This is a genomic window from Allobosea sp., from assembly GCF_017308015.1.
Lineage (GTDB): Bacteria > Pseudomonadota > Alphaproteobacteria > Rhizobiales > Beijerinckiaceae > Allobosea.
In genome coordinates this window covers 19817-40654 of sequence record NZ_JAFKFW010000037.1, presented here as the reverse complement: position 1 = coordinate 40654, position 20838 = coordinate 19817, and the positions used below count along the sequence as shown (strand labels likewise).

Annotated in this window: 21 protein-coding genes; 2 read left to right on the top strand and 19 right to left on the bottom strand. The window is 67.1% G+C overall.

Annotation, left to right across the window (positions count from 1 at the left end; genetic code table 11):
• Window positions 1–184, top strand: a 184-nt coding sequence (locus tag J0I42_RS22575) for a DNA translocase FtsK (RefSeq protein WP_291658266.1), incomplete at its 5' end; no start/stop codon positions are given.
• 14 nt (window positions 185–198) lie between these two features.
• Here J0I42_RS22575 and J0I42_RS22570 read toward each other — a convergent pair.
• The 17 genes from J0I42_RS22570 to J0I42_RS22490 form a co-directional block, all read right to left on the bottom strand.
• Window positions 199–1023, bottom strand: coding sequence for an inositol monophosphatase family protein (locus tag J0I42_RS22570; RefSeq protein ID WP_291658264.1), 825 nt, complete (start codon window positions 1021–1023; stop codon window positions 199–201).
• Window positions 1020–1862 carry an endonuclease/exonuclease/phosphatase family protein gene (locus J0I42_RS22565; RefSeq protein WP_291658262.1) on the bottom strand — a complete coding sequence of 281 codons (843 nt, stop codon included), beginning with the start codon at window positions 1860–1862 and terminating at the stop codon, window positions 1020–1022. Before J0I42_RS22565 ends, J0I42_RS22570 begins: the two co-directional genes overlap by 4 nt.
• A 10-nt stretch (window positions 1863–1872) precedes the next feature.
• A complete protein-coding gene (locus tag J0I42_RS22560; protein WP_291658260.1) occupies window positions 1873–2736 on the bottom strand; it encodes a carbohydrate ABC transporter permease in 864 nt (287 codons plus the stop codon).
• Entirely contained in the window at window positions 2733–3611 is an 879-nt protein-coding gene (locus J0I42_RS22555; protein WP_291658258.1) for a carbohydrate ABC transporter permease, read from the bottom strand. The genes J0I42_RS22560 and J0I42_RS22555 overlap by 4 nt, the downstream gene beginning before the upstream one ends.
• 10 nt (window positions 3612–3621) lie before the next feature.
• Window positions 3622–4914, bottom strand: a complete 1293-nt coding sequence (locus tag J0I42_RS22550) for an ABC transporter substrate-binding protein (RefSeq protein WP_291658257.1) — start codon at window positions 4912–4914, stop codon at window positions 3622–3624.
• A gap of 53 nt (window positions 4915–4967) precedes the next feature.
• Window positions 4968–6005: an ABC transporter ATP-binding protein gene (locus J0I42_RS22545; protein WP_291658256.1), complete on the bottom strand. Its 1038-nt coding sequence runs from the start codon at window positions 6003–6005 to the stop codon at window positions 4968–4970.
• Window positions 6006–6162: 157 nt separating this feature from the next.
• Window positions 6163–7449, bottom strand: coding sequence for an acyl-CoA thioester hydrolase/BAAT C-terminal domain-containing protein (locus J0I42_RS22540; RefSeq protein ID WP_291658254.1), 1287 nt, complete (start codon window positions 7447–7449; stop codon window positions 6163–6165).
• Between the two features lie 10 nt (window positions 7450–7459).
• Window positions 7460–9031 (bottom strand): ABC transporter substrate-binding protein, encoded by a 1572-nt coding sequence (locus J0I42_RS22535; protein ID WP_291658252.1) that lies wholly within the window; start codon window positions 9029–9031, stop codon window positions 7460–7462.
• On the bottom strand, window positions 9028–10053 hold the full coding sequence (locus J0I42_RS22530; RefSeq protein WP_291658251.1) for an ABC transporter ATP-binding protein: 1026 nt from the start codon (window positions 10051–10053) through the stop codon (window positions 9028–9030). The genes J0I42_RS22535 and J0I42_RS22530 overlap by 4 nt, the downstream gene beginning before the upstream one ends.
• Window positions 10050–11039, bottom strand: coding sequence for an ABC transporter ATP-binding protein (locus J0I42_RS22525; RefSeq protein WP_291658250.1), 990 nt, complete (start codon window positions 11037–11039; stop codon window positions 10050–10052). Before J0I42_RS22525 ends, J0I42_RS22530 begins: the two co-directional genes overlap by 4 nt.
• Window positions 11036–11938 (bottom strand): ABC transporter permease, encoded by a 903-nt coding sequence (locus J0I42_RS22520; RefSeq protein WP_291658249.1) that lies wholly within the window; start codon window positions 11936–11938, stop codon window positions 11036–11038. The genes J0I42_RS22525 and J0I42_RS22520 overlap by 4 nt, the downstream gene beginning before the upstream one ends.
• Complete coding sequence (locus tag J0I42_RS22515) at window positions 11935–12909, bottom strand: ABC transporter permease (RefSeq protein ID WP_291658247.1); 975 nt, start codon at window positions 12907–12909, stop codon at window positions 11935–11937. Before J0I42_RS22515 ends, J0I42_RS22520 begins: the two co-directional genes overlap by 4 nt.
• Window positions 12909–14363 (bottom strand): flavin-containing monooxygenase, encoded by a 1455-nt coding sequence (locus tag J0I42_RS22510; RefSeq protein ID WP_291658245.1) that lies wholly within the window; start codon window positions 14361–14363, stop codon window positions 12909–12911. Before J0I42_RS22510 ends, J0I42_RS22515 begins: the two co-directional genes overlap by 1 nt.
• Window positions 14360–15316, bottom strand: coding sequence for a LysR family transcriptional regulator (locus tag J0I42_RS22505; RefSeq protein ID WP_291658243.1), 957 nt, complete (start codon window positions 15314–15316; stop codon window positions 14360–14362). Before J0I42_RS22505 ends, J0I42_RS22510 begins: the two co-directional genes overlap by 4 nt.
• Window position 15317: 1 nt before the next feature.
• Complete coding sequence (locus J0I42_RS22500) at window positions 15318–15899, bottom strand: peroxidase-related enzyme (RefSeq protein ID WP_291658241.1); 582 nt, start codon at window positions 15897–15899, stop codon at window positions 15318–15320.
• On the bottom strand, window positions 15896–16390 hold the full coding sequence (locus tag J0I42_RS22495; protein WP_291658240.1) for a hypothetical protein: 495 nt from the start codon (window positions 16388–16390) through the stop codon (window positions 15896–15898). Before J0I42_RS22495 ends, J0I42_RS22500 begins: the two co-directional genes overlap by 4 nt.
• Window positions 16391–16819: 429 nt before the next feature.
• A complete protein-coding gene (locus J0I42_RS22490) occupies window positions 16820–17983 on the bottom strand; it encodes a M20 aminoacylase family protein (protein ID WP_291658239.1) in 1164 nt (387 codons plus the stop codon).
• A 180-nt stretch (window positions 17984–18163) separates the two neighbouring features.
• Here J0I42_RS22490 and J0I42_RS22485 point away from each other — a divergent pair, with 180 nt between their 5' ends.
• Window positions 18164–18868, top strand: a complete 705-nt coding sequence (locus J0I42_RS22485; protein ID WP_291658237.1) for an SDR family oxidoreductase — start codon at window positions 18164–18166, stop codon at window positions 18866–18868.
• A 31-nt stretch (window positions 18869–18899) separates the two neighbouring features.
• Here J0I42_RS22485 and J0I42_RS22480 read toward each other — a convergent pair whose 3' ends face one another.
• Both J0I42_RS22480 and J0I42_RS22475 read right to left on the bottom strand, forming a co-directional pair.
• Window positions 18900–20402, bottom strand: coding sequence for a tripartite tricarboxylate transporter permease (locus J0I42_RS22480; protein WP_291658235.1), 1503 nt, complete (start codon window positions 20400–20402; stop codon window positions 18900–18902).
• Between the two features lies 1 nt (window position 20403).
• Window positions 20404–20829 (bottom strand): tripartite tricarboxylate transporter TctB family protein, encoded by a 426-nt coding sequence (locus tag J0I42_RS22475; RefSeq protein ID WP_291658233.1) that lies wholly within the window; start codon window positions 20827–20829, stop codon window positions 20404–20406.
• Window positions 20830–20838 lie beyond the last annotated feature (9 nt).

Here is a 20838-nt window from a genome sequence, read left to right as displayed (position 1 = left end):
GGTCGTGCTGCGCGACAAGAAGGCTTCGACCTCCTACATCCAGCGCCGCCTCCAGATCGGCTACAACCGCGCCGCATCCATCATGGAGCGCATGGAGAACGAGGGCATCGTAGGACCAGCAAACCACGCCGGAAAACGCGAGATCCTCGCGGACGGCTCGCGCCAGCGCGATGAGGATGACTGAGCGGCAGTTGCCGTTCAGTCCAGCAGGATCGACCTGATCTCCCGCCAGCTCGCCTCGTCGGGCGCGCAGAGCAGGCCGGCGGGGCGCTCTGTCGGCGCATAGGGCCGGCCATTGAGCAGGCGCGCATGGCCGCCAGCCTCGCTGTAGAGCAATACGCCCGGCGCATGGTCCCAGGGATTGAGCACGCCGTAGAGCAGGAATTGCAGGCGCCCTGCCGCGGCCAGCCGGTATTCGTGTCCGCAGCAACGCAATGAGCCGACTTCGAGGAAGGCCGGGAAGCGACCGGGAAGCGTGCTACGCAGTGGCTCGGGAAAATACTGCCAGCCAGCCATGCCGTTCATCTGCCCGGTCGCGACAGCCGGGGCGACGCGCAGGTCGCGGCTGGTGTCGTCTGTATAACGCATCCACGCGCCTTCTCCGCGCAGGGCCATGGCGCTGTCCTCGGCCGTCGGTTCATGAATCACGGCGGCGACGACCTCGCCCCGAACGATGGCAGCGGCCATCACGGCGAAGAGCGATAGGTCGCTGGCATAGTTCAGCGTGCCGTCGATCGGGTCGATGACGAAGGCGAGCTCCGCCTCGGTAAGCTTCGAGAGGAGGGATGGGTCCTGCGTCACCGCCTCTTCGCCGATCAGCGCCGCGCCCGGAAAGGCCTTGGCCAATTCGGCGCAGATGACGCGCTCTGCGGCCTCGTCGGCTTCCGTAACGACATCGACCGGGCTCTGCTTGACCCAGATATCGCCATCCGCCAATCGGCGGAAACGCGGCATCACCTCGCGCCTCGCCGTCTCGCGAAGAATGGCGTCGAGCCGCTCGTGATCCTGCCGGGTGAAGATCATCCCAGATCGAACTCCACCAGGATCGGCTGGTGGTCCGAAGCCCGCGTCTCGATGTCGTAGGTGATGGAGCGCGCCCGCTCTGCGAGGTCCGGTGTCGCCAGCACATAGTCAAGGCAGCCGGGCGGGCCATAGGTCTGGTCGCAGATGAAGGCGGAGGGCGGATGCGGCTCTTTGTCCTTCAACACTGCCCAGAGATCGACCAGCGGCGGCACGTCGCCCGCGAACGGTGCGAGCAGTTGCGCCATCCCGGCATCATCGGGGCGCATGTTGAAATCGCCGGTCAGGATCGCACTCGCCGCGTTTGGCGTTGGCGCATAGGTGTGGGGGCCGGGCTGGCGTGGCGTCGCCTGCCGCGCCGCAGCCGTGCGGTGGATCTGCCGGATGCCTTCGACCTGCGCGGCGCGGAGGACGGGCGAGGAATATTCCAGGTGGGTCGTCATCACCCGGACCGGACCGAAGGGCGTCTGGACCATCGCCTCGACCAGCACGCGCGGCATGTTGCGTGTCGCCGCCGCCTCCCAGGGCAGGGTGTGACGCAGTGCCTGCGCCACCGGCAAGCGCGACAGGACGAGATTGCCGAAGCGCTTGCGGCCGCCTGCCCCGTCCGAAACATCGACGCCAACAGCCTCGATCGCGGTGAAACCGGGCAGCAATCCGCTGAACAGCGCGAACTGGTCGGTACGGTCATTGCCGTCGAGATCGGGGAAATTGGCCGCGACTTCCTGCAGGCAGAGCACGTCGAAATCCGCCATCTGCCGGGCATGATGGATGATGCGGTGCGGGTCGACCTTGTCGTCGACGCCGCGGGCCCACTGGATGTTCCAGGTGATCAGCTTCATCGGAGCGCCGTTACTTGATGCCGGCGCGCATGAAGCTCTGCACGAACTGGCGCTGGAACAGCAGGAAGCCGACGAGCAGCGGTGCCGAGGTCATCAGCGTCGCCGCGCAGATCACGGCCCAGTCGATGCCCTGGTCGGCCGAGGAGAAGACCTGGAGGCCGACGGTCAACGGGCGCGACTCCACCGAGTTCGTGACGAGCAGCGGCCAGAGGAAGTTGTTCCAGTGATAGCTGACCGAGACGAGGCCATAGGCGACATAGGTCGGCTTCGCCAGCGGCACATAGACCCGCATGAGCACCTGCAGCGGGCTTGCGCCCTCGACACGGGCGGCGTCGTCCAGCTCCTTCGGCACGGTCTTGAAGGTCTGCCGTAGCAGGAAGATGCCGAAGGCCGAAGCGATATAGGGCAGGGCGATGGCCGGGATCGTGTCGATCAGGTTGAGCTTGGCGAGCGTGCGGTAGTTCTCGACGATCAGCGCGTCCGGCATGATCATGAGCTGCGCCAGGATCAGCACGAAGGCGACGTCGCGGCCCCAGAAATCCTGCCGGGCCAGCGCATAGGCCGCGAGAGTCCCCAGCACGATCTGGAAGACAAGGATCAGGGTGACCAGGATGAAGGTGTTGAGGAAATAGCGCGCGAAGGGCGCCGCCGCCCAGGCGCGCGTGAAATTGTCGAGCGTCAATGGCGCGGTCAGCACGAAGCGCGTGGTGTATTCGGCCGGGTGAAATGCCGCCCAGACGGCATAGGCGAGCGGCAGTACCCAGAGCAGCGCAAGCAGGATCGCGCCGGTCGATTCCAGCGTCAGCGACAGGCCCTTCGGCGCGTAAGGGTCGCTGCGCGTCGCGGCCGGAGCGGGTTGCGTCGGGGCGCTCATTGATAATGCGTCCTGCGTTCGAGCCAGCCGTACTGGACGAAGGCGACGAGCGCGAGCAGTGCCAGCAGCACGCAGGTCAGCGTCGCCGCATAGGCCGTGTCCCAGAAGCCGAAGCCAACCTGATAGATGTAGAAGAGCAGCAGCGTCGTCGCATTGTCCGGGCCGCCGCGCGTCATCACGAAGACATGGTCGACCATGCGGAAGGCGTTGATCACGGCGTTGATCAGCACGAACAGCGTCGTCGGCATCAGGAGCGGGAACTGGATGCGCCGGAAGTAGGTCCAGCGCGAGGCGCCCTCGATCGCCGCGGCCTCGCCGAGGCTGGGCGGGATCGCCTGCAGCGCCGCGAGGTAGAAGATCATGAAGAAGCCCGCTTCCTTCCAGATCGCGACGACGGTGATGGCGTAGAGCGCGGTGTCCTGCGAGCCCAGCCAGTTCGTCGAGCGCGCCCCGAACAGGCCGGTGATCTGTTCCAGCAGTCCATATTGCGGCGTGTAGAAGAACAGCCAGATATTGGCGACCGCGATCATCGGCAGGATCGTCGGGGTGAAATAGGCCATGCGGACGAGTGTGCGGCCCGCGATCCTGTCATTGACCCAGACTGCCATCAGCAGCGCCAGCGCGATCGAGGTCGGGATGGTGCCGAGCGCGAACCAGAGATTGTTGCTCATCGCCTTCCAGAAGATCGGGTCGGCAAGCATCTGCTGGTAGTTCTCGAGCCCGATGAAGCGCGCCGGGCGGCGCGCCTTCGGGGTCGAGTAGAAGCTCTCGATGAAGCTCGCGACCGCGGGCCAGTGCGTGAACAGGGCCAGGCAAGCCATGGCCGGCAGCAGGAGCAGCCAGCCATGGATCGTCGCGGTCGCGCGGTTCGTCATCTGGGCAGGATCAGCGATAGGCCTTGAGGATGCGCTCGGCCTCTGCCTGCGCGTCCTCCATCGCCTTCTGCGGCGCCTTGGTGCCGGTCAGCGCTGCCTGCAACCCGTCGTTCAGCGCCTTGGTGACGCGCTGGTTCTCGTGGGTCGAAAGCTCGGCCACCGCGCTCGAAAGCTGGTCGCGTGCGACGATCGCCTGCGGGAAGTCGGCGACATATTTCTTCATCGCCTCTGTCTCGTAAGCGGCCGGCGTCACGCCGACATAGCCGGTCTCGGCGCTCCACTGCGCCGCGCGTTCGGGCGTGGTGATCCAGCGCACGAACTTGAAGGCGGCTTCCTGCTCGGCCCTGGTCGCCTTCTTGGAGAGGTAGAAGTTGCCACCGCCGGTCGGGCTGCCCGGCTTCTTGCCGGCCGGCAGCACCGCGACCCCAAAGGGGAACTTGGCGTTGGCGCGGACATTGGTCAGGTTGCCTGTGGTGGTCCACATCATCGCGACCTTCTTCTCGAAGAAGTCGCGCGGCGTGGTGCCCCATTCGACGATACCGGGCGGATGAACCTTGTGCTTCTGCGACAGGTCCACCCAGTACTGCAACGCCTCGACCACGCCCGGATTGGCATAGTCGGTCTTGTCGCCGGCGCTGTTGGCGAGGATCGCGCCGGCCTGCGTCGTGAGACCCTGGAAGAGCCAGTAGGGGAAGCCGGAGGAGGGGATCTGGATACCCCATTGCGTGGTGTTGCCGGCGGCGTCGCGCTTGGTCAGCTTCTGCGCGAACTCGACCTGCTCGGCCCAGGTCTTCGGCGGCTTCTCGGGGTCGAGGCCGGCTTCCTTGAACAGGTCCTTGTTCCAGTAGAGCACCACCGTGGAGCGCTGGAACGGGATACCCCAGGTCTTGCCGCCGGTCTGGCTGTTCTCCATGAAGCCGGGATAGAAGCTGGCGAGCCACTTCTTGTCCTCGTCGGTCTTGATGAAATCGTCGAAGGGCACGATCGCCTCTTCGTCGATCAGCGTGAACATGTCGGTCGAGAGCAGCACCGAGAGTGCCGGCGGCGTGCCGCTCTTGTGGGCGGTGAGCGCCTTGACGATGGTTTCCTGATAGGTGCCGGCATAGATCGGCTTCAGCTTGACGGAAGGGTTATCCTTCTCGAAGCCGGCGGCATAGGCGTCGATCAGCTTGGTGATCGGCCCGCCGACGGCGACGGGGTAGAAGAAGGAGAGCTCGGTTGCGCTCTGCGCGCGGGCGATGCCGGGCAGGGCGGTCGCGCCCGCAAGGGCGGCCGTGCCGCCGAGAAATTCACGCCTGTCCATAATGTCCTCTCTCCCTTGTTGGGATGGTCCGCACGTCCGACGCTCTGGCAGGTTCAGTTGCGAACCACCTTCCGTTCCGACGCTTGGTCGAACCAGTGCAGCGCCGATTGTGACAACGTGATGTAGATCTGTTCGCCGCCTGTGGCTCGCACCTTGCCGGGGCGCTTGACGATGAAGGAATGGCCGTCGATGCGGGTTTCGAGCAGCGTGTCGGAGCCGAGATATTCGACGGCGACGACATCGGCGGCGACGCCGCGTTCGGTGATCTCGACCATTTCCGGACGGATTCCGACGGCGAGAGCGGCCGGGTCGATGTCCGGTGGCGGGATCAGCGTGCCGCCGCGCGCGTGCACGGTCGCGAGCGGCACCACGTTCATCGGCGGCGTGCCGACGAAGCGGGCCGCGAAGATCGTCGCCGGGTTCTCGTAGAGCACGTCCGGCGGGGCATCCTGCTCGATCCGGCCGTTGCGCATCAGCACAACCTGATCGGCCATGGTCATCGCCTCGACCTGATCATGCGTGACATAGACCATGGTCATGCCGAGCCGCTGCTGCAATTCGCGGATCTCGCGGCGCATCTCGACGCGCAACTGGGCGTCGAGATTGGAGAGCGGCTCGTCCATCAGGCAGACGGGGGCTTCCGCGACGATGGCGCGGCCGAGCGCAACGCGCTGCTGCTGGCCGCCGGAGAGCTGCGAGGGCTTGCGTTCGAGCAGGGCGGAGAGGCCGAGGATCGAAGCGGCGCGGGCGAGGCGCTCGTCGCGCTCGGCGCGCGAGACCTTGCGGACCTTGAGCCCGAACAGGATGTTCTCGGCCACGCTCAGATGCGGGAACAGCGCATAGTTCTGAAACACCATGGCGATGCCGCGTTGCGATGGCGAGGCATGGGTGACGTCGCGCCCGCCGATCTCGATCGTGCCGCTGCTGGTCTCCTCCAGCCCGGCGATCAGCCGCAGTGTCGTCGACTTTCCGCAGCCGGACGGGCCGAGCAGCGCGACGAGTTTGCCGCCCTCGACGGTAAAGCTGATGGCATCGACGGCGGGGGTGCCGCCCCAGGTCTTCGAAACCGTCTTCAGCGCTACAGAAACCATTCGCGATCCGGTGAGCCGAGGTATGTTAAGCCGGCACAGCAATAGCGTGTCGCCGGCGCGAAGTCAGCGCGACCATGACGCGAAAATTCTTCCGCACACAACAGGCGGTCGGCCAGCCGATCGCCGGACTTCCCCGCCCGATCGGATTGCCGCCGCTTCAGCCTGCCTGCCCGCCATGGCGCCTGACGAAGGCAAGCGCCGTCTCCCAGGCGCCGACATTGGCCCCGGCATTCGCGGCAGGCGTGCCGCCCATCGTCGTGGCAATGCCGCTGACCGGGTGTCGATGGGCGATGCGGGTTGCCGGTGTATGCGGGAACAGGATCGAATGCCCGGCCGCCGGCCAGTTCTTCCAGAGAACCTCGTGCGGATGCCCGGCCGCGAGCAGGCTCGACTGCACGATCAGCGAATAGAGATCGGAAGGCCAGGCGCCGTCGTCGCCACCGGACAGCAGCAGGACCGGCCCCGCGATCCGCTCGACCGGGATACGGGCGCGGGCCATGGCGGCGGGGTCGCCGAGTGCAGTCAGCATCGCATCGGCATTGCGGCGCGTGTCGGTCGCTTCATCGTAAGGCTTCCAGCTCGCCGTGGCGTTGTCCTGCCATTGATGGACGAGTGGGTTGCCATCCAGCGTCCAGCCGGGACCGTCGCGGCCGAGCCCCGGAGCCGGGTCGGCTGCGGCCTGGCCACTATGGACGAAGGCGCTCGGCACATAGCCCAGCACCGCCGAGACCTTGTCTGGGAAGGTGGCGCCGAGCAGCAGCGCGAGCTCGCCGCCGCGTGACTGTCCGGCCACGGCGATGAAATCGTTCAGCGGGCGAACCCTGGCCCGCAGCCAGTCGAGTCCACGGGCGAAATATTCCAGTGGCGTGTTCGAAATGTATTTCGGCAGGCCGGGCGCGCCGAAATAGCCAAGCGCCAACGCGGCCACGCCGTGTGAAGCCCAGAGTGCCGCGCGCGGCTCGTTGATGCCGCCGCCCGAGCCGTTGAGGATCATGATCGCGGGATGCGGGCCGGCATCGGCCGGCAGGAACAGCGTTCCGATCACCCCGTCTTCGGCGACGGGGTGCCGCGTCACGCCCTTCGCCATCAGGATCTGGCTGAAGTGCCCGGTAGCGGCGTGCTCACCGCCAATGCGGGCGGTGAGCGTTGTTTCGAGCGGGTGGGACAGGTCGGCCGGGAACAGCTCGCCTTGACCGGTCTGCGCCCAGATCAGCCCCATTCCCGCGACGCCCGCGTAGTCGCCCAGCAAGGGAGCATCGCGTTCGAGGTCGATGCTGCCGTCTGCTCCCGCCGCGAACACAGCCTCAGCCCGCCAGACATGGCCGTCGCGCGGGGTCTCCGCGGCGATGGTCACCTCCGCGCCCGCCGGCAGCCCGGCGAGGGCGATCCGACGGGGCACGTCGATCAGATCGACGGCAGGGCTGATCGAGAAGGCGGCGGGCATGGCAGTGTCCTTACTTGGCCTTGCTGACCTGCATCGCGACCGTGCGGTCGCTGTGCCAGGGCACGACCTTCAGGTCCGGGCGGCTCGCCCAGATGTTCTTGTAGTGGTACAGCGGCATGATCCCGACATCGTCCATCACGACCTTGACCGCGTCCTTGATGATCGCCTCGCGCCTGGCGTCGTCGAACTCGGCGCCGGCCTTGGCGAGGGCCTCGTCCAGCTTCGGGTTGCTGTAGCGGCCCCAGTTCGAGGCGCCCAGACCCTTGGCCGGATCGACGGTCGCGAGGATCGCGGTCATCGCATAGGTGCCCTCGCCGGTGCCGTTGCCCCAGCCGATCATGCTCATCGCATATTCGTTCTTGTTGGCCGCGCCGGAATAGACCGAGAAGGGCACGACCTCGACCTGCGTCTCGACGCCGATGCGGGTCCAGAACTGGGCGATCGCCTGCGCGGTCTCGGGCGCCAGCGGGTAGCGTTCGCCTGGCACATGCATGGTCAGCTTGAAGCCGTTGGGATAGCCGGCCTCGGTCAGCAGGGCCTTGGCCTTGTTGGGGTCGACGTCGATCTTGGAGCGGTCGGGATCGTAGCCGAAACTGCCGGCCGGCATCCACTGCGTCGCGACCGTGACGCCGCCACGCGCGACTCGGTCGGCGATCGCCTCGCGGTTGATCGCGATGTTGAGTGCCTGGCGGACGCGCACGTCGAGCAGCGGGTTCTTGTCGAGCGGCTTGCCGGCCTTGTCGGTGAGGAATTTCGACGGGTTCGGGTTGAAGCTCGGCTGCATGATCAGCGCGCGCAGGCCCGGATAGGACCAGACCTTGACCTTGGGATTCTTCTCCAGCTTCTCGATATCGGAGAAGGAGACCTTGTCGATCACGTCGACATCGCCCGAGAGCAGGGCGGCGGTGCGCGCCGCAGGATTGGCGATATAGCGGTAGTTGACCTTCTCCCATTCGGGTTTCGGGCCCCAGAAGCGCTCGTTGCGCTTCATCTCGATGCGGTCGCCGGGCGTATAGCTGACGAAGGCGTAGGGGCCGTCGGTGACCATCGCCTTGCCGCTGTTGTAATCGTCCGTCGTGGCGGTCTGGCCGACATGCTTGCTGACGACATAGACGCTGGAGATGTTGATCGGCAGCAGCGGATCGGGCGCGCGGCTGGTGATGATCAGCGTATGCGGGTCCTTGATCTCGACCTTGGCCACGTTGCGCAGGAAGCCCTTGAAGCTGGCGACGGAGCCTGGCACGGCCTGGGCGCGCTCATAGGAGAAGGCGACGTCCTCGGCCGTGACCGGCTTGCCGTCGGTCCAGACCGCGTTCTCGCGCAGCTTGAACTCCCAGGTATTGGGCGAGAGGTTCTTCCAGGATGCCGCGATGTCGGGCACCACGCCGCCCTCGGTCTTCTGCGCGACGAGGCGCGACCAGAAATGCTGCGAGACCGAGTGGTCGCCGGCATGGTTGTTGAGCTGCGGGTCGATTGCCGAGACCGGATCGCCGAAGCCGATGCGCAGGTCTTCTGCGCTGGCCGCGCCTGCCGCGAGGCTCAGTGCAGCCGAGAGGGCGAACGTGCTCAGTTTGGTCGTCATGCGATCTCTCCTGTTTGCGCGCGGGCTGGAACCGCGGAGGCGTCGTTGAGGTGGCAGGCGGAACGATGGCCCGGCGCGATCGTGCGCAGGACCGGGCGCTCGATCCGGCAGCGGTCGAAGGCGGCCGGACAGCGAGGGTGGAAGTGGCAGCCTGGCGGCGGTGCGGCCGGGCTCGGGATTTCGCCCTTCACCGGGGCATAGACGCGCCTGCGCTGCTTCAGGTCGGGAATCTCCGCCAGCAGGCCCTGCGTATAGGGGTGGTTGGGATGGGCGAAGAACCGGGCCGCCGGCGCATCCTCGACGATGCGGCCGAGATACATGATCACGACGCGGTCGGCGATGTGCTGGACGACGCGCAGGTCGTGGCTGATGAAGAGATAGGTGAGGTCGAGCTCGCGCCGGAGCTGCATGAACAGGTTGAGGATCTGCGCCTGGATCGAGACGTCGAGCGACGCCACGGATTCGTCGCAGACCAGGAAGCGTGGCTGCAGCGCCAGCGCCCGCGCGATCGAGATGCGTTGGCGCTGGCCGCCGGAAAACTGGTGCGGGAAGCGCTGGCGATAGGCGGGGTCGAGCCCGGCCCGGCGCATCTGCGCGCAGACATAGTCGTCGATCTCGGCGCGCGAGGCGATGCCATGGACCAGCGGCGCCTCGCCGATCGCCTCGGCCACGCGGATGCGCGGATTGAGGCTCGCCTGCGGATCCTGGAAGATCAGTTGCACGTCGCGATGCACCGAGCGGTCGCCCTGGGGCGTGCGCCCGAATACTTCGACTTCGCCGGTGCTGGGTGGCAGCAGGCCGGCGGCGATGCGGCCCAGCGTCGACTTGCCGCTGCCGGATTCGCCGACAAGCCCGACGAACTCGCCGGTCGGGATGGTCAGGTCGATGCCGTCGAGCGCCCGGATGATTGGCTGGCGCTTCGCCAGGTGCAGCTTGACGGCAAGCCCGGCCGGGCGGCCGAAATGCCGGGTCAGCTTGCGCGTCTCCAGCGCCGGAGCGGCAGGGGTGGAGGTCTTCGTCATGCCGGCAGCTCGGCGGCCGAGGCGAGGCCGGACAGGGGATGGAAGCAGCGCAAGCGGTGCGCGCCCACCGTGAAGGCGGGTTGGCTGGTGCAGATGTCGTCGCGGCGCGAGCAGCGCGGCCCGAAGGCACAGCCTTGCGGCGGGTCGACCATGTCGGGTGTCGTGCCGGGAATCTGGACCAGCATCGAGCCCGGCGCGCTCGCGCCTGGCAGGCTGCCGATCAGCCCGGCCGTATAGGGGTGGCTCGGCTGGTCGAGCACGGCGTCGACGCTGCCCTGCTCGACGATGCGGCCGGCATACATCACCGCGATCTCGTCGGCGATGCCTGCGATCACCGAGAGGTCGTGCGTGATCCAGAGCAGGGCGGTGCCGCTCTCGCGCGTCAGTTGCTGCACCTCGGCCAGAATCTGTGCCTGGATGGAGACGTCGAGCGCGGTGGTCGGCTCGTCCGCGATGATCAGGTCGGGCTTGTTGATCAGCGCAATGGCGATGGCGACGCGCTGGCGCATGCCGCCGGAGAGCTGGTGCGGAAAGGCGTCGAGCCGGGCTTCCGGGCTCGGGATGCCCATGGCGCCGAGCAGGTCCCGCGCCCGGGCGCGCGCCGCGACGTCGTCGATCGTCTCATGCGCCCGGATTGTCTCGATCATCTGGGTGCTGATCCGGAGCACCGGGTTCAGCGTCATCATCGGGTCCTGGAAGACCATGGCGATGCGGTTGCCGCGCAAGGAGCGCATTGTCTCCTCGTCGAGTCTGGTCAGATCCTGCCCCCGGAACAGGATCTCGCCGCCGACGACCTGGCCGGGCGGGTCGATCAATCCCATGATCGAGAAGCCGGTGACCGATTTGCCGGAGCCGCTCTCGCCGACGAGGCCGAGCGTCTCGCCGGCCCGCAAGCTGAATGAGACGTCGCGCACGGCATCGAGATCGCCGCGATCGGTGCGGAAGCGGGTGCGCAGGTTGCGGACTTCGAGCAGCGGCGCGGTCATTTCAGCGCCCTCGGGTCGAGCACTTCGCGCAGGCGATCGCCGACGAGATTGATCGCGACGATGGCTGTCAGCAGCGTCAGGCCGGGAAAGAAGCTGATCCAATATTCGCCGGACAGCATGAACTGGAAGCCGTTGGCGATGAGCAGGCCGAGCGAGGGCTGCGTGACCGGGACGCCGAGGCCGAGGAAGGAGAGGGTCGCTTCCAGCGTGATGGCTCGCGCGACCTGCAGGGCGGCGATGACCAGGAGCGGCGGCAGACAATTGGGCAGGACATGGCGCAACAGGATGCGCGAGATCGGCAGGCCCAGGCCTCGTGCGGCTTCGAAATAATCACGCTTGCGCTCGACCAGGGCCTGAGCGCGGGCCGTGCGGGCGTAATAGGCCCATTCCAGCAGGACCAGCGTCAGCACGACATTGCCGATGCCCTTGCCGAGCAGCGCCAGCATCAGAAGTGCGACCAGGATCGAGGGTAGCGACATGATGAGATCGACGAGCCGCATGATCAGCGCGTCGACGAAGCCGCCGCTCCAGGCCGCGATCAGCCCGAGCAGGATGCCGATGATTCCGGCGAGCGCGGCCGAGCCGACGCCGACGGTGAGGCTCGTCCTGAGGCCGTAGAGGATCGCCGAGAACAGGTCGCGCCCCTGCCCGTCGGTGCCGAGCAGATAGGTGATGTCTCCGCCCGACGAGACCGAACCCGGCGTCATCCGGGCGTCGAGCACGTCGATGGCGGCGAGATCGAACGGGTTTTGCGGCGCGATCTGCGGTGCGAATACGGCTCCGATCACGAGCAGGATCATCAGGCCGAGTCCTATCCACGCGGAAGGGGCGCGCAGGAAGCGGCGGAGCGCGCTGCTCGACGGGCGGCGGGCCGAAGCGGCGGCGGGAACCGTGGTCATGCCGAGGCCTCCTCGCGGACGCGCGGGTCGAGCACGCGGTAGAGAATGTCGACGATGAGGTTGATGATGACGAAGAGCGTCACCACCACCAGCAGGTAAGCCATCACCACCGGCCGATCGAGCGCGTTGATGCTGTCGAGGATGAGCTTGCCCGAGCCCGGCCAGGCGAAGATGCTCTCGGTCACCACCGCAAAGGCGATGGTCGAGCCGAGTTCGAGCCCGAGCACGGTGACCAGCGGGATCATGATGTTGCGCAGGATATGCATCATCACGATCCGGCCGCGGCGCAGGCCCTTGGCCCGCGCGAAGCGGACATAGTCGAGCGGCAGCACCTCGCGCACACCGGCCCGCGTCAGCCGGATCACCAGCGAGACCTTGAACAGCGACAGGTTGATCGCCGGCAGCAGCAGGTGGCGCCAGCCGTTCAGCGTCAGGAACGACCACTCGACGCCGAAGACGCGCACTGTCTCACCGCGTCCGCTCGCCGGCAGCCAGCCCAGCGAGACGCTGAAGGTCATGATCAGCAGCAGCCCGACCCAGAACGTCGGCAGCGAGAAACCGAGGATGCTCCCGGTCTGGATCAGTTTCGACAGCAGGCGCTCGGGATGGAGCCCCGCATAGAGCCCAAGCGGCACGCCGATGATGATCGCGAAGACCATCGCGGCGAAAGCAAGTTCCAGCGTCGCCGGCAGGCGCTGCAGGATCAGCGTCACGGCGGGCACGTTGTAGACGAAGCTGCGGCCGAGATCGCCCTGCAGGGCGCTGCCCGCGAAGTTCAGATACTGTTCCCAGAGCGGCCGGTCGAGGCCGAGCCTGGCCACGAGTTCCGCCCGGTCGATCTGCGTCGCGTCCGGCGCCAGCAGCAGGTCGGCGGGGTTGCCGACGGCATGCAGCCCGAGGAAGACCACGAGGGACATCGCGAAGATCACGAGCAGCGCCTGCGCGACGCGCTGGAGCAGCCACCCGAGCATCAGACTGGCACCTTCGCGGGTTCGGGCAGGATCGGGACCCACTCGTCGCCGAAGATTTCCGGCTCGGCATAATCCTGGCCGCGCTGGAAGTGAACCTCGATATCCTCGCGGAAAAGGCTGGAGGCGATGGCCTGTGACAGCCGCTCTGCGCCGTCGCTGATCGCGGGGATGTCGCCGGAGACTGTGCCGTGCGACATCATCGCCGGATAGCAGAAGCAGTGGATGCGCTCGAGCCCGGGGCAGGTGCCGGGGACCTTCGGCTGGAACTCGAAGGCAGGCCCGAGATCGGGCATGGCGCCGAGGCTGGGTTCGGCATCCTCGGGCACGCCGCGATCGACCCAGTTGCGGGCGCTGGCCGCGATCTCCTTGAGGAAGGGCCTGCTGCCCCAGTCGACCTTGAACCCGGTCGAGAAGATCATGAAGTCGAAGCGCATCATACCCACGCTGGTCTCGACCACGATCTCGTCGCCGTCCATCCGGGCCGAGATCAGCGCGGTTCCTTGCCGGAAGAAGGCGTTGGGATGGCGTGAGACGCGCAGCACGCTGGCGCGCGGCGGCGGCACCTGCTCGCGAGCGATGTAACTGTTGATCCGCCATTTCCAGGCATCGGGCAGATGGCGGTAGCCGGCGGTCGAGCCGGGATGGCCCATGCCCTTGCCGCGGTTGATGCGGGGAATGTCGCGGCGGCGGATCAGCAGGTCGACACTGGCCGCGCCCGCTTCGAGCGCCGTGCCGGCGCTGTCCATCGCCGAGGCGCCGGCGCCGATCACCGCGACGCGCTTGCCACGGAGTTGCGTATAGTCGTTCTCATCCGAGGAATGCGCCCAGCGCTCGCGCGGCAGGCTCTCCGCGATTTCCGGCACGGCCGGGCCGCCGAGCCCGTCGCGCCCGGTTGCGAGCACGACATGGCGGGCGAGGACGCGCTGGCGCCTGCCGGCGGCGTCGATTTCCAGCGTCGCATGCTCGGGGCCGGGATGGATCATCGCGATCTCATGGCCGTTGCGGACATCGAGAGCGAGAACCTCGCGGAACCAGCGCAGATAGTCCATCCACATCAGGCGCGGGATCTTGTCGAGCGCCTCCCAGTCGGCCGCGCCGAACTGTGCCTCGTACCAGGCGCGGAAGGTCAGCGAGGGGATGCCGAGCGCCGGCCCGGTCAGCGTTTTGGGCGAGCGCAGCGTCTCCATCCGCGCCGTCGTCGCCCAGGGCCCTTCGAAGCCCTGTGGGCGCCGGTCGAAATTGACGGCGCGCAGGCCGATATTGCGGAAGGCCGCGGCCGCAGCGAGCCCGGCCATGCCGGCCCCGATGATCGCGACGTCGAGCACCGGTTCGCCGTTCACGCTCCGCTCCGGCACCCAGGGCGCGGCCGGCAGGGTCAGCAGTTCGAGTTCGCGGATGACGCGCCGGTTCAGCGCCGCCAGCCCTTCCGGCGACCCGGCCTGGTTCGTCGTCACAGCCGCGTCTCCTGTTTGGTCAGCGAGGCGAGGAGCGTCTGGTGCTCTTCGGGTGGAATCAGGGTGAAATCGGCGAGCCGCTTCTGGGCCGTCGCCTTGAGCGCGGCGATCAGGTCGCGGGCCTTGTCGGAGATGGTGACGCCGCGCGCGGTGACGACGCCGAAGCAATAGGGGATCGGCGTCGCCAGCGGCAGAATGCGGATACCGGGCGTCGGGTTGCCGGTCAGCGTCAGGGGCTCGACGATGGCGATGCCGGCGCCGGCGCGGATGAAGGACAATACGTTCATGGTCGAGGTCGTGCGGATTCGGACGCGGACATCGACGCCGGCCGCGTTGAGTGCTGCGCGGATGCGCGCCGGGACACCCCGGCGCAGGGACATGCCGACGAGGTCCCGCCCGGAAAGGGCCTGGAGGTCGATCGGCCCCTCGCTCTGTGCGAGCGGATCGGTCTCCGGCACGGCGAGCACGCAAGGCGCGGTGCCCAGCCATTCGAGCGCGAGGTCGCGATGCAGCAGGGGCGCGCTGGTGGCGCCGAGCTGGGCGTTGCCGGAGATCACCGCGTTCTGCACGCGATCGGGGTTCTCGACCTCGATCGCGAGCCGGGGTGCATCGGCCCCGTTCCAGGCATCGGTGAGCAGGCCGAAGGCGAGCGAGGACACGGCCGATATCCGGATGGGCGGCTCCGCCTCGCCGATCACCTCGCGGGCGCGTTCCCACAGATTCACGAAGCCGGCCAATGCCCGCTCGACATCGTCGCGCAGCACCATGCCCTTCTGCGTGAGCACCAGCCGCTGGCCGACACGCTCGAAGAGTGGCTGGCCGAGGTCGCGCTCCAGCTCCTGGATCATGCGGCTGACCGAAGGCTGGGACACGCCCAGATGCTTCGCTGCCGCCGTGACGCTGCCGAGCGAGGCGACCTGCAGATAGGCCTCGAGTATCTTGAGGCGGCTCATCTCACCCGTCTTTGCGAACCGGATCGCCGAGGATGTGCATCAGCCGGTTGGCCCAGCCGAACAGGGCCGTGGACAGAATGAGATCGACGATCTCGGCCTCGTTCAGCCCGGCCTCGCGCAGGCGGGCGGTGTCGGCCTCGGTGACGGTCGGCGGCGATTGCGAGAGCTTGACGGAATAATCGAAGATCGCCTGGTCGCGCGGGCCGAGCTTGGCTTTCTCGCCATTGGCGAACAATTCGTCGGTGACGGCGGTGTCCTTGCTGAGCTGCGCGTGACGGGCGGCATGCACGGCGGCGCAGAAGATGCAGCGGTTGACGATCGAGGCGCCGATCGCCCCGAGTTCGCGCTCGGCCCGGCTCAACCCGCCGGGATCGTACATGATGCCGTTGAACAGCGGCGAGCGCACGGCCAGTGTTTCCGGGTCATGTGCCAGTACCAGCACGTAGTCCGAGACCTTGGTGTTGGAAGGCGTGACCTTCAGCGCGTCGAGCTGCTCGGGGTTCGCCTTGGAGAGATCCACCGGGGTGATCCGCGGCTGCCATTCCGGCACGTTGCGGGTGAAGCGATGCACGACGCGGCTCATGCTGAGGCTCCCTTGAGAGCCGCGAGCCCGGCGAGGACGCGGCACTGATAGCTCATGAAGGCGTTGAGTTCGCAGAGCCGCACGATGTCAGCCTCGGCGACGCCGGCCGCCTTGAGCGCCTCGATCTCCTCGGCCTGCACGTCGCGCGGCTGGGTTGCGACCCGATCCATGAAGGTGATGACGCCGCGCTCGCGGTCATCGCGTCCGGCGTAGGCGGGATCGGCGAGGCCGCGTAGCGTCGCGTCGGCCACGTCGGAGAGATAGTGGGTGGCCAGCTCCGGCAAGGCGTTCAGGGTCGCGATCCGGGCGGCGACGGCGCGGCGCCAGGCGGAGGGAAAACCGCCAGGATCGCGCGGGTCGATCACCGCGCTTTCGGCCTGCTGGCTCATCTCGAAAATCGTGCTGCGCGAGCTTGCGGCGGCCGAGGTGGCGGCGGCGAGCCAGGGAGACGCCTCAGGGGTGGCGGGCTGGGCCATGGCAATCCCTTTCATGCATCAACTCCATTGCTTGATGCTTTATGCGAATGAAGCAGCGAATTTGCGCTGCGTCAATGAGCTTTGCCGGCGTCGTGCTAAACTGCGCGCCATGGGCGGCTTCCAGGCAAGGCTTCGGCGCGGCGTGCAGCCTCGAGACCAGCCGCTTCGTGACCGACGCAACCCGGGTCGAAGGCGATGTGTGACACGGCATCTGGGAGGATAACGGCAAGAGCGCGCTGCGGGCCGCGTGCCGGGGGGGAAGCGCGCATGAGCAAGCGCGCCTGAGTGTTGAAACATGAGTCCGTTCGACGTCGGTTGGACGGGATGAGGCTCATGTCTACGCCGGCCGGCGTAGGGTTTGGCTCCATAGATCAGGGGATGTTTGCAAGACCCTCCCCCGGAAACGCGGCAGCGGGAAAGATTGGTCTCTTGCGGGTCTGAAGCTCAGCGGGCGTGCAGCCTGTGCCGGACGATTGCGGCGTGGAAACGCGCGCCATGAATCAGGCCGCGATCATCGAAGTCATAGGATGGGTTGTGCAGCGGCGCCGAGCCTTCGCCATTGCCGACATAGGCGAAGCAGCCGGGGACATGCTCCAGGAAGCGGGCGAAATCCTCCGAACCCGTCATCGGCTCTTTCGCGATCGCGACGTTGTCATCGCTCAGCACGGCCCGCGCGGCGGCGAGCGCCTCCAGCGAGAGCGCGGCGTCATTCACCAGCGGCACGAATTCGCGCGTGTAGATCATCTCGCAGGTCAGGTTGTAGCTCTCGGCGGTGCCGCGCGCGATGATGCCCATCTGGCGCTCGATCTCGGCGCTGACCTCGGGGCGGAAGCTGCGGGCGTCCCCGAGGATGCGCGCCGTTCCCGGCAGCACGTTGCGGGTGCCGTCCGTCAGCAGTTCGGTGACGGAGAGCACGGCGATATCGGCCGGGCTCAGGCGGCGCGATACGATGGTCTGGAGCTGCATCACGAGCGCGCAGGCGGCGACGAGGACCTCGTGGCCGGCATGGGGCTTGGCGGCATGTCCGCCGACGCCGTTCAGGACGATCTCGAAATTGTCCTCGGCCGACATAAACGACCCGGCGCGCGTCTGGAATTGCCCGATGGCGAGGCCCGGCATGTTGTGCAGGCCGTAGATCTCGTCGAAGGGGAAGCGCTCCATCAGTCTGTCGTCGAGCATGGCGAGCGCCCCGCGTCCCCATTCCTCGGCCGGCTGGAAGAGGAAGCGCACGGTGCCGTCGAAGCCGCCTTCCTCCGCGAGCAGCTTGGCTGCCCCGAGCAGCATGCTGGTATGGCCGTCATGGCCGCAGGCATGCATCACGCCGGGCTTTTGCGAGCGATAGGGGTGTTCGCCTTGCTCGGTGATCCGCAGCGCATCCATATCGGCGCGCAAGGCGATGGCGCGGTTGCCGCTACCGCGCCTGAGCGTGCCGACGACCCCGGTGCCGCCGATGTTCTCGACGACATCGTCCAGGCCGAATTCGCGCAGTTTCCCGGCGACGAAGGCTGCCGTCTGCTTCTCTTCGAAGCCGAATTCGGGATGTGTGTGCAGATGACGCCGCCATGCGGTCATCTCGGATTGCAGGGCGTCGAGATCGAGCTTGGGCATCGGAGCGGCCTCGCGTCACGGGGTGTCGAAGGGATAGTGCAGATGGGCCGAAAGAAGCGCTGCAATCGTGCGGGCCCGGTGCAAATTTCTTTCGCTGAGCGGCAGGAGGCCGCTTCGTCGCACCCCGATCCGAATGCTAGGAACGTCTCAGGTTGGAACCGGCCGAAGCAGGAGGATGAAATGGCGGCAGAAAAAGTGGCACTGGTCACCGCGGGCGGCAGCGGCATGGGGGCGGCGGCGGCGAAGCGCCTGGCGCAGGACGGCTTTGCAGTCGGCATTCTCTCCTCCTCCGGCAAGGGCGAGGCGCTGGCTGCCGAACTCGGCGGCGTCGGCGTCACCGGCTCGAACCAGTCGAACGAGGACCTGAAGCGCCTGGTGGATCTCGCGATGGAACGCTGGGGCCGTATCGACGTGCTCGTCAACAGCGCCGGTCACGGGCCGCGCGCGCCGATCCTCGACATCACCGACGAAGACTGGCACCGCGGCATGGACACCTATCTGCTCAACGCCATCCGCCCGACGCGGCTGGTGACGCCGATCATGCAGAAGCAGAAAGCCGGCGCGATCATCAACATCTCGACCGCCTGGGCCTTCGAGCCGAGCGCGATGTTCCCGACTTCGGCGGTGTTCCGGGCGGGGCTTGCCTCCTTCACCAAGATATTCGCCGACGCCTATGCGGCCGACAATATTCGCATGAACAACGTCCTGCCGGGCTGGATCGACAGCCTGCCGGCGACGGAAGAGCGGCGGCAGGGCGTGCCGATGCGGCGCTACGGCACCAGCGCCGAGATCGCCGGCACGATCGCTTTCCTCGCCTCGAAGGACGCGGCCTATATCACCGGCCAGAACCTGCGCGTCGACGGCGGCATCACCCGCGCGATCTGACCATGATTCCGGGCGCTGCTCGGGCGCCCGGCTATCCGGCCTCACCGATCACGGCTGGATGAAGCTTCGGCTTGCGGATCAATGGCAGGCCGATCGCGACGATGGCCAGCAGCCAGAGCACGATGCTGGTCGGCGTCGAGAACAGAATCTCGTAGCCGCCATCCGACAAGGACAGCGCCCGGCGAAAATTGTCTTCCAGCAGCCGGGCGAGCACGAAGGCCAGCATCAGCGGGATCAGCGGGATGCCGACCTTGCGCAGGATATAGGCGAGGACACCTATGCCGGTGGTGATGATCAGCTCGAAGGCGGAGTTCGATACGGCGTAGACACCCGCATAGGACAGGGCGAGGATGCCGGGATAGAGAATCCAGGCCGGTACCAGCAGCAGTCGCGCAAACAGTCCGACCAGCGGCAGGTTGAGCACCAGCAGCATCAGGTTGCCGATATACATCGAGGCGATCAGGCCCCAGGCGACCTCCGGGCGCTGCGTGAACAGCAGCGGGCCGGGCGTGATCGAATACATCATGAAGGCGCCGAGCATCACGGCGGTCGTGCCGGAGCCGGGAATGCCGAGCGCCAGCATCGGCACCATCGAGCCGGTCTGCGCTGCGTTGTCGGCAGTTTCTGGCGCGGCGAGGCCTCGCATATCGCCCTTCCCGAACGTACCCTTGTCCGAGATGCGTTTCTCGGCGGTGTAGGCCATCGCCGAAGCGACGGAGGCACCGGTGCCGGGCAATACACCGAGGAAGAAGCCAAGCCCTGTCGCGCGCAGCATCGCCGGGATGCAGTAGATGATTTCGCGGAAGGTCAGCCGGGCGCCGCTGCCGGTGCGGGAGACCACGCCGCTGATCATGCCTTCTGCCAGGAAGAGGATCTCGGCGACGGCGAAGAGCCCGATCGTCAGGCTGGTGAAGTCGATGCCACCCAGCAGTTCCAGCGAACCGAAAGTGAAGCGCTCGACGCCGGTGCCGCCATCGATGCCGACCATGGCGAGCAGGAGACCGAGCGCCACCGCGATCCAGGTCTTCACCGCCTTGCCCTCGCTCATCGTGCCGAGCAGCGCAAACGAGAGCACCATCAGCGCGACATAATCGGCCGGACCGAAGGAGAGCGCGAGCCTTGTCAGCGGCACGGCGAGGAAAGTCATCAGGATGACGGCGCTGGTGCCGCCGACGAAGCTGCCGATGCCGCTGATCGCCAGCGCGGCTGCTCCGCGTCCGGATTTGGCGAGCGGATAGCCGTCGAGCGTGGTCATCACCAGCCCGGGGTCGCCGGGGATGTTGAGCAGGATCGAGGAGATGCGGCCGCCATAGCCGCTGCCGTAATACAGCCCGGCGAGCAGGATCAGCGCCGTCTCGGGCGGCAGTTTCAGCGCAAAGCAGAGCGGCAGCAGCAGGGCGACCGCATTGATCGGGCCGATGCCCGGCAACGCGCCGATGGCGGTGCCGAGTGCCACGCCGGCGAAGGCCACAGCGAGGTTGAGCGGGGTCAGTGCGACCTGGAAGCCGGTGAGGAGGGCAGCGAATGCGTCCATCTCAGATTCCCAGAGGCCCGCGCGGCAGCGGCAGGTCGAGCATCTTGTCGAGCAGTACGAAGAAGACGATGGCTGTGCCGACCGCCGAGACGGCTGCAGGCAGTGGCCGGGCGTGGAAGGCCAGCGCGGCCACGAAGCAGAGCATGGCCGTGGCCGCGATGAAGCCGATCGGCAGCAGGAGCAGCGGGTAGATCAGGCTGGCGACGAGTACCGCGAGAGCACGCGGCCAGGTCCCGAATTCCATCGCGACCGGTCCCGGGCGCAGCATCAGGATGCACCCGCCCAGGATCAGCACGCCACCGGTGATCGTCGGAAACACGCGCGGCCCGACCGGATCGGCCGCGAAGGGCACATGCAGGGTCTGCGCATGCCAGATCGCGCCCGCACCGAGCAGCGCACAGATCAACCCGACCAGGCGATCGACCATGATCTTCTC